Genomic DNA, 11,829 nt, shown 5'->3' with positions numbered 1-11,829 from the left:
ATCTCCCCCACGAGGGGGGAGATTGCGCGCCTCTTCGGCTTCGCCAACCATCGCCGTTAGCCGGCCTTTTCCGTCTCCCCAAAAAATATTCAACCAAACGGTTGACTATCTAAAATCGCGCCTCTACATTCAACTACATGGTTGAATTAGAGACGCCCCAGATGGACCAGGTTTTTCACGCCCTCGGCGACGCCACGCGCCGGAACATGCTTAATCACCTCGCCGGCGGCGAGCGTACGGTGAGCGAGTTGGCGCAGCCCTTCGCCATGTCGCTGGCCGCCGCCTCCAAGCACATCAAGGCGCTGGAGCATGCCGGGCTGATCCGGCGCGAAGTGCGCGGGCGCACCCATGTCTGCCGCCTCGAGGCCCGCCCGCTGGCCACCGCCTATCAGTGGCTCGGCCAATACGCGCGTTTCTGGAACAGCCGCCTCGATGTCCTCGAACAGCTTTTGCGCGAGGAGGCGGGGCGCAAAACGTCGACAACGCCGTCAACGCCGGCACCGGCAAATCCAGAACCATCCAAGCCGGAATCACCCAAGCCAGACACATCCAGGCCAACATCATCCGAGGGAGACGACCGATGAACCAGACGAACAGCTTCGACGGCTACGCCCAGCTGATCCAGCCGGCCACGTTGAGGGTCGAACGGCTTTTACCCGGAACCAGGGAGCGCGTCTGGGAATATCTGACGCAGAGCGATCTGCGCCGCCAATGGCTGGCGGCCGGCGACATGGAGATGGAGGAAGGCTCTTCCTTCGAGCTGGTCTGGCGTAATGACGAACTGACCGACCCGCCCGGCGACAGGCCGGCCAGCTTCAGTGGCGGCGAGCAGCGGATGCACAACCAGATCGTCGAATGCGATCCGCCGCGCAAGCTCACCATCACCTGGAACGGCAGCGGCAATGTCACCTTCGAATTGGCGCAGCGCGGCGACGACGTCTTGCTTACCCTGGTCCACCGCCGCCTGCCGGACCGCTCGAGCCTGATGATGCATGCCGCAGGCTGGCACGTGCATCTCGACCTCCTGGTTGCCCGCGTGGCGGCCGAGAAGCCCGAACCGTTCTGGGACAGCTTTAGCCGTATCGTGGCGGAATACGACCGGCGCCTGCCGGCCTGACCTGACCTAACGCATCGCCCGGTCCAACCGGGCACCATCGATCCCTTGCGCCGGATGCCGGCGCAGGGGCCGGCGAAACACGCGCCTTCGCCAGACACCGCGGCGCGCCAGCGGAAATGAAACCAGGCAACGTGCTTGCATCCCGCAAGCCCGAAGGAGGAAGTCATGCGTAAATTGATCACCGGAATGAAGATCTCCATCGACGGCAAGATCGAAGGCCCCGAAGGCTTTGCCGACTGGGTCGACAACTGGTCGGAGGAATACGGCCTGATGCCTGAGATCGATGCCTGCCTGCTCGGCGGCGTCATGTATGCCGGTTATGAGCGCTACTGGAGCGCGATCCAACAGAACGAGCCGGACCAGCCATTGCCGATGACCGGCAGACTGGTCGACCCGGCCGAACTCGAATGGGCGCGCTTTGCCGCGAAAACCCCGCACTATGTGCTGTCGAACACCATGACTTCGGCCGCCTGGGCCTCGACGCGCTTCCTGCGCAGCCTCGACGACATCGCGGCGCTGAAGCGCGAGCCCGGCAAGAACATCTATCTCATGGGCGGCGCCCGCATCACCGCCAGCCTGATCCAGGCGGGGCTAGTGGATGAAATGCGGCTCATCGTCTACCCGCTGCTCGCCGGCGACGGCAAGGCGCTGTTCGGCACGGTGCACGCCCGGCACGGACTGGAACTGCGCAAGGCCGAGGCGCTTTTGGATGGACGTGTGAGCCTGGTGTATGGGCTGGCGAGCTAGCTTCTTTTCCTCTCCCCCCGGAAGGGGGAGAGGTGGCGCCGCGAAGCGGCGACGGAGTGGGGGAAGGCGCTCATGAAACCCACGGTCGCCGCAAAACAGAGCGACGGAAGCGAGCGCGAAACGCCTGCAAGCAGGCAATCAGCGGATGTGATGAACGGTCGACCCCCACTCCGTGGACCTATGCTCGACACCTCTCCCCCGATCGACGGGGGAGAGGAAGGGCGCGAGCTTATGCGAGCTGGCATTTTCCTCTCCCTCCGGAGGGGGGAGAGGTGGCGCCGCGAAGCGGCGACGGAGTGGGGGAAGGCGCTCAGGAAACCCACGGTCGCCGCAAAACAGGAGCGACGGAGCGAGGGGCGAAACGCCTGCAAGCAGGCAATCAGGCGGATGAACGGTCGACCCCCAATCCGTCGAGCTACGCTCGACACCTCTCCCCTGATCGACGGGGGAGAGGAAATGCGTCGGCGTTCGCCTCCCACCCTTGCCCTATCAACAGCCCGCTCGTGCCACACGACAGCCAGGCCCTTTATCCCTATCTCCGGCCTGCGCTACGGCCGGCTGCGCGCGGGGAGGGACTGGAATTGACGTCGACGCCGATTGCCGCAGCTGAAGCGAAGGGCTTGCCGATCGGCGCGTTGCTTGGCGCCATGGTGTCGATCCAGATCGGCGCCACCTTCGCCAAGGGCCTGTTTCCACTGATTGGCGCCAACGGCACCACGGCGCTGCGGCTGGTCGTGGGGGCGCTGATGCTGGCGGCGGTGCTGAGGCCGTGGCGGGTGCGGCCGTCGCGCGCCGTGCTGCCCTGGCTCATCGCCTACGGCGTCAACCTCGCGGCGCTGAACCTGCTGTTTTATGCAGCGCTCGCCAGAATTCCGCTCGGCGTCGCGGTGGCGCTCGAATTCTCCGGCCCGCTGCTCGTGGCGACGCTGTCGTCGCGGCGCGCCACCGACTTCGTCTGGGTGGTGCTGGCCGTTGCCGGCATATTGCTGTTGTCGCCCTTCATCCACTCCGGCAGTGCACTCGACCCGATAGGCGTGATGCTGGCGCTGGCCGCCGGCGGCTGCTGGGCGCTCTACATCGTCTTTGCGCAAAAGGCCGGCGCCGAGCTCGGCAGCCAGACCACGGCTTACGGGCTGGTCATTGCCGCTGCTCTCGCCCTGCCGTTCGGCCTCGCCGAGGCGGGTACCGGCCTGATCGCACCCGCGATCCTGGTCAGCGCGCTGCTGGTCGGGCTGTTCTCCAGCGCCTTGCCGTTCTGGCTGGAGATGGTGGCGCTGACCCGGATGCCGGCCAGGCTCTACGGCACGCTGACCTGTCTGGAGCCGGCGCTGGGCGCGCTGGCCGGCTTCCTGTTCCTGCACGAGATCCTGAGCCCGTTGCAATGCGCGGGCATCGCCGCCGTGGTCGTCGCCGCCTTCGGAGCCGCGCTGACCACCAGGCCGCCGGTGCCATCGCCGGAATAGGTGCCTGAAATGGGTATGTGACGCCGATGCCGTGGTCCGCCGGTCCCGTGTCCGGTTGCTCAAGCGCCTGCAGCATCGATATATGATCGATGTATGCGCAGGAGATCCAGATGAGCAGGGCCGACAGCATTGCTTGAGCCGTCCGTGATCAAGGCAATACTCCTTGTCGGGCTCGCCGCTGTCGTTGCGGCTTTGGCCTGGCGGCTGGCGCGGTCGCGTCGCAGAGCCCGGCTTCGTGAAGATCCGGCCAACGACTACGCCGTGCGCCGGGACTGGTCGGGCAACCACGGCAAGCTCAATCATTCGACCTTTGTCTACTTCGATGCCGATCGCGACGGCCGCTACGGGCTCGGCGACCGCCCGATGGCCGGCATCATGGTCAGACTGCATGATGGCGACGGCCGCTTCGTCGCCGCGGCGCGGAGCAACCGCGGCGGCTTTGCCAATTTCCTGGCGTCGGCGAAACGTCGGGCCGCGCCCATCCATGTGCCGGGCAGCTACCGCTTCACCGTGTCGGTTCCGCCCGGCTGGCGCTCGAGCAGCGCCAACGAGGTCCAGTCGCAGCACCTCCGGCCGCTGCCGGGCTCGCCCACCGGGCTGGTCTCGGAATCAATGCTGCAGCCGGTCGGCCTGTTTGCGATACGCCGGCTCAGCGGCCGCGTAGCGGACGGTGCTTCGGCGAGCATCTCGGTGATGGCGAAAGGGCAAGAGGTGGCAGTGCATCCGCTAAGTGCTGGGGCTGGCTTCCGTCTCGATCTGCCCGATGACGCCGACGCGATCGAAATTACCGGCGGTGGCATGGAACGACGACTGGCCTTGTCGGCCTACCCGACCGAGCTCGGCCTGCTGTCGCCCGAGAACGCGGCTGTCGACAGCGCCGCGTCCTTGCAGGCCATCGGTTTCGACGATGTCACGACGCGCGGCCTGCGCAAGGTGCCGTCCGGTTATGCCGGGTTGACCTGGTTCAACCTGAACGCACTGGCGCGCGATCATACCGAAGGCAGCGAAGGCTACGTCAACGGCAATATCTCGGGAGACCATGTCTGCTATACGAGCAGCGGACACCCGGCTGAATTCTCGAGCGACAAACCGTTCGGGTTCCATTCCGTGATGCTGACAGCGGCATGGTTGAAGTCCGAAGGCGAAACCGCACTGGTCGAGAGCTGGCTTGGCGACCGGCTGATCGCCAGCGACACGATCGTCCTGTCGGCACTGGCGCCCGTCCACTATGCGCCGATGCTGGCGGCGGTGACGCGCGTGCGCCTCTCCACGAGCCACTATTGGCAGCTCGTGCTCGACGATCTGGTGGTTGTGCGCTGAAGCGTGTCGCGATTAATCGGGGTGAAAGGGTTTATCGCGGATTGGAAGCACCGTTCGCGGTGACCTGCGAGAGCTTGCCTTTTTTGACCAGCACCGGTTTAAGATAGGTTTTCTTCATTTTCCACTCTCCACGTCGGGCACCCAAAGCCCTGTTCCCGGCCAGACGGCACGAGGCGTCGGATAATCGGCTGCTAGACTGCGACCGGCCCGGAGCCGTTACCATTGTCGGCTGTAACCTGCGAGAGCTTGCCCTTCTTGACCAGCACCGGCTTCGAATAGGTCTTCTTCATGCCGCATCTCCAGTGTCAGGCGAGGCCGCCAGATCAGGCGACAGTCCGACTCAACGACCTCACTCGATCGGGCCGGAACCCGCTCCATTGGCGAGCGCCGTAACCTGCGAAAGCTTGCCTTTTTTGACCAGAACAGGCTTCGAATAGGTTTTCTTCATAGTGAATCCTCCAGGCTTACGCGATAATGCCAGACGGATCGGCACTGTCAACCTTCGCGGCGCCGTCGTCCCGTCCCGGGTTTTCTTGGCGCCGATGCGTTAACCGCAAATCCACCTTCATCGAGAAATCGTTGTTCTTGGGCGTGCATGGCGTGGCCGGGTTGCGGTGCGAAAAATGTCCGAAACTGCGGCGGGTCTGGCCTGGTTGGTCGGCCTGCTCAAACAGAGCGGCAATGCAGCGCGGACTGGCCCAGCCTAAACATTGGCCTTGCCGTCGCGCCGCACTCACAGTTCCTTCTCCGCCAGTTCGCGGAAGGCATCGGGAACCGAGCGCCGGGCTTCCAGCGCCACGGCGCCATAGTCGACAGCCTCTCTGCCAAAGCGCTGGCGGATCTTGTCGATGGCGCGGTCGGCGCCAAAGCGCGCCAGGCCTTGCCTGCTGCCGGGCCGCTGCTTTTCATCGGCAAGCCCGAGCGGCAGCTCCAGCTGCAGCTCGGCACTTTCTTCTAGCTGCGACACCGAGATCGCCAGCAGCGAGATGGTCTTCTCCCGAGGGTTGGCGGCCAGCACGCCGCGCACCAGCTCCCCGGCGATTTCGGCCAGCATCGCGGTTGCCGAAATCGGCTGATCGAGCGTCAGCGAGCGTGTGACAGCGTGCAGATCGGCGAAACGCACGCGCACCGTCACCGTGCGCCCGGGCCGTGATTTCGCCCTGAGCCGGCTTGCGACCCGGTCTGCCAGATGCAGCAGCACGGGTCCGAAGATACGCGCCTCGGCCGGCCGTCTGCCAAGCGCCGACTGCGCGCCGGCGGAATGCGACCGCCTGTGGGTTTCGAGCTTTCGCGGGTCGCGGTTCCATGCCAGCGACGCCAGCTTTTCGCCGGTGGCGGGCCCGAGCAACCTTCGCAGCGCCCCGCTATGCGTCTTTGCCAACTGGCCGATGGTCTCGATGCCGATCTCGGCCAGCCGCGCCTTGGTCGCCGGGCCGACGCCCCACATCAGGCCAACCGGCAGATCATGCAGGAAGGCAAGTTCGGTGTTCGGATCGACCACCACCAGGCCGTCGGGCTTGGCCACCTGCGAGGCGATCTTGGCCAGATGCTTGGTGCGCGCCACGCCGATCGAGATCGGCAGGCCGAGCTCTGCCCGGACGCGCCGACGCACCGTGGCGGCGATCTCGGCCGGCGGCCCGAACAGATGCGTGCAGCCGGCGACGTCGGCAAAGGCTTCATCGATGGAAATCCGCTCGACCAGCGGCGTGAAATCGTCGAGCACCTTGATGGCGGCGTCGCCCAGCCGCTGATAGTCGGCGAAATGGCCGCCGACGAAGATCAGTCCGGGGCAAAGCTCGCGCGCGCGTCGTCCGGGCATGCCGCCGCGCACGCCGAAAGCCCTGGCTTCGTAGGAAGCGGCAAGCACGATGCCGCCGCCGACGGCGATCGGCTTGCCCCTGAGCGCCGGGTCGAGCAGCTGCTCGACCGAGGCGTAGAAGGCGTCGAGATCCGCATGCAGGATGGTGGGCTCCATCCCGACCGTTCCCTTTGCGGCGTTGCAGCATTAGCCGCGTCTGTTGTGAGAGGCGTTTTTGCCGAACAAATAGAGAACAAACAGGGCCTATTGTCAAGCGAAGCCGTTGTCGCTGGCCTGCCCGTTCCAGGTCGGGCTGTCGAGTGCTCCGCCTGGGCATCGGACCTGCGGAACATTGTCTCTCGCCTCGGCGTTCATATCCGCGACGGGACGCTGTTTTTGTGGAGGCCGGTATGGGCCAGTTCGAGATGATCGACCTCGTCAGCGTCATTGACGCCTGCACGAGCGATCGCGTTGCCGGGCACTGCGTGTCAATGGCCAGGGCGGTGGAGGAGTTGCGAGTGCTGACCGGTGATTTCGTATCGCCGGACGAGACGGTGGCCAACGCGCTGTCGGCAGTGGCGCTGGGGCGCGGCTGCGCGGTGGTGTTCGACGAGCGAGCGGGCGCCGACATCTTGCTGACGCCGTAGCGGGGCGGCGCCGGGTTGTGGCAGCCAGAAAAGTCGAACAGCGTGCAAAAAGCTGTGCAGGCATGGCCCATAAGCGGGGCGTGGAAAAGTTCTGCGCGTGGGTGTATTCTCCAGGTCGCAAGCGGTCGCAGACCGCATAGGGGGAGAAATGACATGCCGAGGGTTTCAGAACTCTTTTTCAAAACTGCCATCTTGTTCCTGATGTTGGGGATTGCGGCCGGCCTGCAGATGGCGATCTCGGGTGACCACGCCGCTTTTCCGGCGCACGCGCATATCAATCTGCTCGGTTGGGTGACGAGCGCCATCTTCGGCGGCTACTACGCGCTCAATCCGCAAAAGGCGGCGCGTCGCATCGCCATGATCCACTACGGGCTCTACACTCTCGGCTTGGTGATCATGCTGCCGGCGCTGTATGTGATGCTGCAGGGAAACCCGGCGCTTGAACCGATCGTCGCCGGCGGCTCGCTCATTATCGCCGCTGCCGTTCTGGTTTTTGCTTTCGTGGTGTTTTCGCCCGAAACGGCGCGCTCGGTGTCCGGCGTGGTTCCGGCCTCTCGCTGACTGTTCGCGCGCGGCGATCAAAGTCCGACTCGCGTTCGCGACCCGCGACACGGGTTGGCCAGGCCGATGGCCGCAGCCGCTGGCTGCGGTGTCTATCGCCGCGTCGGCGCTTAACATACCCGAGTCCCACCACGTATTATTTCGTGACTATTTGGCGCCGGAACCTTCCCAGATATCGCGCGTTGCGGCGACTGTATTCGCGCTGCCTTATATAGGCAGCCTTGAGTACGTCCACAGCATGGGTTGGGGGAGGAGCAGGCCACCATGTCGAACAGAGAAATCGGAACGTCGGCCTCACTGGGCCGACGCATCGCCGATCTGAAAGCCAGGATGCGAGACGCCAGCGTTACTGAACACGAGATGCAGACCTTCCAGAAGGTCGCAGCCATCATGGGAGGTGTCGAAGGCTCCCTACGCCTCGACGCCGACGACCTGATCGCGGCGTCCTTCGTCACCGAGGCGCTCGGCGATCCCGGGTCGAATTGAAGGTCAGAGCCCGTCGGCACTCAAGTGCCGGCGGTCGATGGCCCGGTTCGCAGCGCCGCGATGCCGGAGCGTGTCTGCACCGCCCGCGGCGGGGATTTCTTGCGCACTTTGAAGATTTCAGGCGAGCGGCCTCGACGGCGCTTGAAATATTGGGCTTCGCGTTCGTGCTTCTCGGCTGCTTCTCGGCTGTCGAAGGTGCCGAGATTGTCGCCGTCCAGCCCTTGACCACAAGGGCTAAGCCAAACCGCCAAGGCGCCTTAAACGAAGGATCCGGCCAGCCGGATCCTTCGAAATATCGCGATGCTCCGGCATCGCCTTCAGCTCATCCTTGGTCCAACTGGTGACGGCGTGGACGTCCCGGGAAACCTCTCGGAAGTCCGCGGTCGCTGCCTTACACGTCGTCGAACGGGCCGCCGCGCCTCGCCAGATCGTGACCAATGGCGGCTTCCTCGGCGTCGTCGGGCAAGGCATCGTCACTGTCCTGGTAGGGGTTGTCGTCATCCTCCTCGGGCAATTCGCCTTCCTTCTCGACACCGGTGGTGTCCGGCAGGCTTTCCTCATCTGCTCCGTCGGGCAGGACCGTTGCGCCACGTAGCGCATCCCAATCCTGCCGGCGCGGCGTCGGCGCTTCCACCTCGTCATTGGCGATCCTGTCGCGGGCATCGTTTTTGCTCGGTGGCGCCTCGACCTCGTCATTGGGTTTTCTGTTTCGTTCTTCCATGATTGCCTCCTCCGGGCGGCTTTGCGTCGAGAAGGTGGAACTCACTTCCGGCTGTCAGGTTCCGGCAACCACTCCATCTCCGTGGAACCAATTGCCGCCAGTCTGCTTTGCCAAGGACTAGTCTGCTTTGCCAAGGAGATGAATCCAGAGGAGCTGGACCATGAAGACTTTCCCCCTCATCCCATGCGTGCTGCTCTTGGCGCTGGCCGACCCGGCGGCTGCGCAGGACAATGGCGACCAGCACGGCCCTGCCGCGCCTTGCCAGGCGCAGCCTCAGGACGATGGTCAGAAGCCGCCGCTCGCCAATGGCGGCGGCGAATCGACCAGCACGCTCGGTCCCTGCGGCGGCGTGCTGCAGCCGCCGCCCAGTGGTGACCAGGGTATGACGCAGCCGCCGCCGGATCAGGGCAAGACGCCGGTGATCAAGCCTGGCGAGGTGCCTGCGCAGCCGCCGGAGCAATGACCTTTGCTTGAAACTTCACGGCGTGGCACGAAGGCGGTCGGTTCCGGTCTTGGCCGGGCGACGCGGTCACCGGATCAATGCCGGCGCCGGCCGCAATCGCCACCGGAATTGGAGCCGTGCATCATCCATGTCGAAGGTCTCCTGAGGGATTGTGCTTCAATGCGAATCTTGCGGGTGCGGGTTCTGCTGGCATGACCGGGAAGCCGATCAATTTAGTCTCCGCTTGCGGAACAAGACCGTACCGGCTGCGTTTGCCTCCAGGAGCCCGCCACCTCGATCTGCGCTGTTTTCGCCTCATGCGGGAACACGGCGGAGCTCGCCAACAACGACAGGAGACGAAGATGAAAACCATCCTTATTCCCGCCGTCGCCGGGCTCGCCATGATCGCTGGTATCGGCATTGCCGCCGCCGACGAGGTCATCGTCACGCAGCCGGCACAGCAGCAGGTGATCATCACCCCGGAACAGCGCACGGTCGTGCACCAGTACGTAAAGAAACATCCGCTTGCCTCGGTCAATCTGCTCGGCGTCGAATTGAATGTCGGCACTGCCTTGCCTGACACTGTCGAGCTGCAGGAGGTTCCCGACGTTCAGTACAGATATGCCGTCGTCGACAACCATACCGTGTTGGTCGACCCCGGCACGCGCAGGATTGTCGAGGTGGTCGAGTAACGCTCGATAACCTAACCATTCATCGGTGATACGGCCCTGTCGTTCTTCCCAAAAGGGCGGCAGGGCCGAATGACGAACATGATGAAAGGAGAATTGCCATGTTGCCGCATGTCGAGACTCCGAACTCCGCCAATGTTGCGGCGTGTTGCGACAAGTTGCTGGCCGAGCGCAACACGGCGCTGTTATCGATGAAGGAAGCGATCGCGCTCCTGCGGGAGCGCACCGGCACCGATCGTTCGGATGCCGACCTCGCGGGGCTGATCGTCAAGAAAGCGGCGCTGCTCGGCGTTGCGGTGATTTCCGACCCGCGCTGAGATGTCTCGTCACTCAAGACGCCGGCCGAATTTTCGGCTAATGTTTTCGTGGAATCTGGACCAACCGACCGGACCCAACCACGGAGGCTTAAGTGACGGACGACAAACAGGACCGCATTCGCCAGCGCGCGCACGAGATCTGGGAAAAGGCCGGCCGGCCTGAAGGCGCGCATCAGGAACACTGGGAGCAGGCCACGGCTGAAGTCGATGGCGCGGTCGCCAAGCCAAAAAAGGCGGCGAAGAAAGCTGACGCCAAGCCCGCCAAGGCAGCCGCCAAGCCAAAGGCAGCGAAGCCTGCCGCCGCAAAGTCCGGCAAAGCCAAATCGAAATAAGGCCAAGTCGAAATAAGGCCAGTCGAAATAAAGCAAGGCCGGAATTCGCTGGCCGGGCCATCCTTGGCGCCCGCCGTTCAGGCCCGCCCGAGCCTCTCAACCTGACGAATTGCGCCTGCGACGGGCAGCGCAATTCCTTGTGTTTGGCGACAGGCGCCCTCATGCCTCCCAGGCATAACTCGACAGCGCAAAGCAAATGCCGGCAGCTGTCATGGCCAGTTCGCATTCGGTGATCTGGCGCAGGTGGCGCAGATAGCGCGTCACGGTCTGTGGCAGCCAGCCGGCGCAGGCCTCTACATAGGCGCGGCTGTGAACAAGGGTGCCGGTCGACAGCCTCTCGTCCTTCTCGGCAACGACTTTCAGATATTGGCGGATGAAGCGGATGTCGTCGGCGATGTCCTGGCTGGCCATTCGCCAGGCCCCGGCGAGGCGTTGGCACTGATCGAATGACAAGGGCAACAAAGGGGGCGGCAATAAAGGCGGCGGCAACGACGGAGATGACGGCAAAGGACGAGAGAGATCGGCGAAGGCAACATGGTTCGCTGTGCTCAAGGACATTCCTCTCTGCGAAAAGAGATATCGTACTTTATGTACGAATGAGCGTCAAGCCAATTTCGTACAGTTGGGACGATGACAATGAATATAGCAGCGGTCGCTTCAGCTAATCACGTATCGTGAATCCTTCAGGACTCGCACCAATTTCGCGGAGGGATTTTCCCAGGATGGTGTTGACTGTTTCCCTCGTGTCGGCGTCGAACAGGTTCAGGCCGCGCCGGATCGTCTCGCGCCAGTTTTCGCCCTTGTCCCACGCTTCCATGAAGGCGAAGGCAAGGTCGTCCTGGCGACGCGTGGCTTCGAGCGCTTGGGTCAGCAGGCGCGCTTGATGGAGATCCTTCTCCCGCTTGGCGCCAGCGCTCGGCCCGCGTCGCGAGGCGACGATCAGCTTGTGGATGGCGTAGCGCTGGGGCGAGGGGACCAGCACAGGCAAGCCCGAGCGATGCAGGAGCACAGTCCGGATGGGGTCGCGGATAAGGAAATCCAGAAACCGTAAGGGCTGCGCGGAGTCTCTGCCGTTTTCTTATAATTACGTTTATCAGCTTGAATTTCAACGCAGTTATAAGAAGTTCGTGGAAACCTTATAACGCAACGAGTCGTCTGTTAACGCCCGGGGCGCCCGGCACGTCTGGCC

18 protein-coding genes and 1 pseudogene are annotated in these 11,829 nt (G+C 63.8%); 12 read left to right on the top strand and 7 right to left on the bottom strand.

Translation table 11 applies throughout. The features are described from left to right. Positions 1-137: 137 nt before the first annotated feature. From NKH54_RS15910 to NKH54_RS15890, 5 genes are all read left to right on the top strand, one after another. Positions 138-584, top strand: a complete 447-nt coding sequence (locus NKH54_RS15910) for an ArsR/SmtB family transcription factor (RefSeq protein ID WP_023747864.1) — start codon at positions 138-140, stop codon at positions 582-584. Continuing rightward, positions 581-1,117: an SRPBCC family protein gene (locus NKH54_RS15905; RefSeq protein WP_353028540.1), complete on the top strand. Its 537-nt coding sequence runs from the start codon at positions 581-583 to the stop codon at positions 1,115-1,117. Before NKH54_RS15910 ends, NKH54_RS15905 begins: the two co-directional genes overlap by 4 nt. Before the next feature lie 165 nt (positions 1,118-1,282). Next, positions 1,283-1,864 (top strand): dihydrofolate reductase family protein, encoded by a 582-nt coding sequence (locus tag NKH54_RS15900; RefSeq protein ID WP_352888962.1) that lies wholly within the window; start codon positions 1,283-1,285, stop codon positions 1,862-1,864. Between the two features lie 581 nt (positions 1,865-2,445). Further along, complete coding sequence (locus NKH54_RS15895; protein WP_353028539.1) at positions 2,446-3,327, top strand: EamA family transporter; 882 nt, start codon at positions 2,446-2,448, stop codon at positions 3,325-3,327. 144 nt (positions 3,328-3,471) lie between these two features. Further along, entirely contained in the window at positions 3,472-4,647 is a 1,176-nt protein-coding gene (locus NKH54_RS15890) for a hypothetical protein (protein ID WP_353028538.1), read from the top strand. A gap of 191 nt (positions 4,648-4,838) precedes the next feature. Here NKH54_RS15890 and NKH54_RS15885 read toward each other — a convergent pair whose 3' ends face one another. The 3 genes from NKH54_RS15885 to dinB form a co-directional block, all read right to left on the bottom strand. Then, a complete protein-coding gene (locus NKH54_RS15885; protein ID WP_023684816.1) occupies positions 4,839-4,937 on the bottom strand; it encodes a hypothetical protein in 99 nt (32 codons plus the stop codon). A 59-nt stretch (positions 4,938-4,996) separates the two neighbouring features. Beyond that, on the bottom strand, positions 4,997-5,095 hold the full coding sequence (locus NKH54_RS15880; RefSeq protein WP_023670351.1) for a hypothetical protein: 99 nt from the start codon (positions 5,093-5,095) through the stop codon (positions 4,997-4,999). Positions 5,096-5,380: 285 nt separating this feature from the next. After that, positions 5,381-6,622 carry a DNA polymerase IV gene (dinB, locus tag NKH54_RS15875; RefSeq protein ID WP_353028537.1) on the bottom strand — a complete coding sequence of 414 codons (1,242 nt, stop codon included), beginning with the start codon at positions 6,620-6,622 and terminating at the stop codon, positions 5,381-5,383. Positions 6,623-6,855: 233 nt separating this feature from the next. On the opposite strand from dinB, the gene NKH54_RS15870 reads away from it, so the two are divergent. The 3 genes from NKH54_RS15870 to NKH54_RS15860 all read left to right on the top strand — a co-directional run bounded on the left by NKH54_RS15870 (position 6,856) and on the right by NKH54_RS15860 (position 8,139). After that, the gene (locus tag NKH54_RS15870; protein WP_023670353.1) at positions 6,856-7,092 is read left to right on the top strand and encodes a hypothetical protein; all 237 of its coding nucleotides are present in this window, start codon (positions 6,856-6,858) and stop codon (positions 7,090-7,092) included. 153 nt (positions 7,093-7,245) lie between these two features. After that, a complete protein-coding gene (locus tag NKH54_RS15865) occupies positions 7,246-7,653 on the top strand; it encodes a heme-copper oxidase family protein (RefSeq protein ID WP_023733947.1) in 408 nt (135 codons plus the stop codon). Between the two features lie 264 nt (positions 7,654-7,917). Beyond that, positions 7,918-8,139 (top strand): hypothetical protein, encoded by a 222-nt coding sequence (locus tag NKH54_RS15860; protein WP_023670355.1) that lies wholly within the window; start codon positions 7,918-7,920, stop codon positions 8,137-8,139. Positions 8,140-8,159: 20 nt separating this feature from the next. Here NKH54_RS15860 and NKH54_RS15855 read toward each other — a convergent pair whose 3' ends face one another. Both NKH54_RS15855 and NKH54_RS15850 read right to left on the bottom strand, forming a co-directional pair. Then, a complete protein-coding gene (locus NKH54_RS15855) occupies positions 8,160-8,390 on the bottom strand; it encodes a hypothetical protein (protein ID WP_023702926.1) in 231 nt (76 codons plus the stop codon). 140 nt (positions 8,391-8,530) lie between these two features. Continuing rightward, entirely contained in the window at positions 8,531-8,860 is a 330-nt protein-coding gene (locus NKH54_RS15850; RefSeq protein ID WP_023705173.1) for a hypothetical protein, read from the bottom strand. A 160-nt stretch (positions 8,861-9,020) separates the two neighbouring features. Between NKH54_RS15850 and NKH54_RS15845 the strand changes: the two genes are divergently transcribed. The 4 genes from NKH54_RS15845 to NKH54_RS15830 all read left to right on the top strand — a co-directional run bounded on the left by NKH54_RS15845 (position 9,021) and on the right by NKH54_RS15830 (position 10,640). Beyond that, positions 9,021-9,323 (top strand): hypothetical protein, encoded by a 303-nt coding sequence (locus NKH54_RS15845; protein WP_353028536.1) that lies wholly within the window; start codon positions 9,021-9,023, stop codon positions 9,321-9,323. A 341-nt stretch (positions 9,324-9,664) separates the two neighbouring features. After that, positions 9,665-9,994, top strand: a complete 330-nt coding sequence (locus NKH54_RS15840; protein ID WP_023693863.1) for a DUF1236 domain-containing protein — start codon at positions 9,665-9,667, stop codon at positions 9,992-9,994. A 98-nt stretch (positions 9,995-10,092) separates the two neighbouring features. Then, positions 10,093-10,308 (top strand): hypothetical protein, encoded by a 216-nt coding sequence (locus NKH54_RS15835; RefSeq protein WP_023670360.1) that lies wholly within the window; start codon positions 10,093-10,095, stop codon positions 10,306-10,308. A gap of 92 nt (positions 10,309-10,400) precedes the next feature. Beyond that, positions 10,401-10,640, top strand: a complete 240-nt coding sequence (locus NKH54_RS15830; protein WP_023684825.1) for a DUF2934 domain-containing protein — start codon at positions 10,401-10,403, stop codon at positions 10,638-10,640. A gap of 159 nt (positions 10,641-10,799) precedes the next feature. Here NKH54_RS15830 and NKH54_RS15825 read toward each other — a convergent pair whose 3' ends face one another. Next, positions 10,800-11,051, bottom strand: coding sequence for a hypothetical protein (locus tag NKH54_RS15825; RefSeq protein WP_023805605.1), 252 nt, complete (start codon positions 11,049-11,051; stop codon positions 10,800-10,802). 250 nt (positions 11,052-11,301) lie between these two features. Beyond that, a pseudogene (locus NKH54_RS15820) lies at positions 11,302-11,691 on the bottom strand (GSU2403 family nucleotidyltransferase fold protein); the annotation flags it as partial. Between the last annotated feature and the right edge of the window lie 138 nt (positions 11,692-11,829).

The organism is Mesorhizobium sp. M1004 (assembly GCF_040318795.1).
In the GTDB taxonomy this organism is placed as follows: Bacteria; Pseudomonadota; Alphaproteobacteria; order Rhizobiales; family Rhizobiaceae; genus Mesorhizobium.
Note: the sequence above shows the minus strand (reverse complement) of the source record. Positions and strands in the feature narration are given on the sequence as shown.

Excerpts from the sequence above, each read along its gene's own strand:
- NKH54_RS15825 (WP_023805605.1), bottom strand. The coding sequence starts at position 11,051 with ATGGCCAGCCAGGACATCGCCGACGACATCCGCTTCATCCGCCAATAT.
- NKH54_RS15885 (WP_023684816.1), bottom strand. The coding sequence starts at position 4,937 with ATGAAGAAGACCTATTCGAAGCCGGTGCTGGTCAAGAAGGGCAAGCTC.
- NKH54_RS15850 (WP_023705173.1), bottom strand. The coding sequence starts at position 8,860 with ATGGAAGAACGAAACAGAAAACCCAATGACGAGGTCGAGGCGCCACCG.
- NKH54_RS15845 (WP_353028536.1), top strand. The coding sequence starts at position 9,021 with ATGAAGACTTTCCCCCTCATCCCATGCGTGCTGCTCTTGGCGCTGGCC.
- NKH54_RS15860 (WP_023670355.1), top strand. The coding sequence starts at position 7,918 with ATGTCGAACAGAGAAATCGGAACGTCGGCCTCACTGGGCCGACGCATC.
- NKH54_RS15865 (WP_023733947.1), top strand. The coding sequence starts at position 7,246 with ATGCCGAGGGTTTCAGAACTCTTTTTCAAAACTGCCATCTTGTTCCTG.
- dinB (WP_353028537.1), bottom strand. The coding sequence starts at position 6,622 with ATGGAGCCCACCATCCTGCATGCGGATCTCGACGCCTTCTACGCCTCG.
- NKH54_RS15905 (WP_353028540.1), top strand. The coding sequence starts at position 581 with ATGAACCAGACGAACAGCTTCGACGGCTACGCCCAGCTGATCCAGCCG.
- NKH54_RS15910 (WP_023747864.1), top strand. The coding sequence starts at position 138 with ATGGTTGAATTAGAGACGCCCCAGATGGACCAGGTTTTTCACGCCCTC.
- NKH54_RS15900 (WP_352888962.1), top strand. The coding sequence starts at position 1,283 with ATGCGTAAATTGATCACCGGAATGAAGATCTCCATCGACGGCAAGATC.
- NKH54_RS15835 (WP_023670360.1), top strand. The coding sequence starts at position 10,093 with ATGTTGCCGCATGTCGAGACTCCGAACTCCGCCAATGTTGCGGCGTGT.
- NKH54_RS15840 (WP_023693863.1), top strand. The coding sequence starts at position 9,665 with ATGAAAACCATCCTTATTCCCGCCGTCGCCGGGCTCGCCATGATCGCT.
- NKH54_RS15880 (WP_023670351.1), bottom strand. The coding sequence starts at position 5,095 with ATGAAGAAAACCTATTCGAAGCCTGTTCTGGTCAAAAAAGGCAAGCTT.
- NKH54_RS15870 (WP_023670353.1), top strand. The coding sequence starts at position 6,856 with ATGGGCCAGTTCGAGATGATCGACCTCGTCAGCGTCATTGACGCCTGC.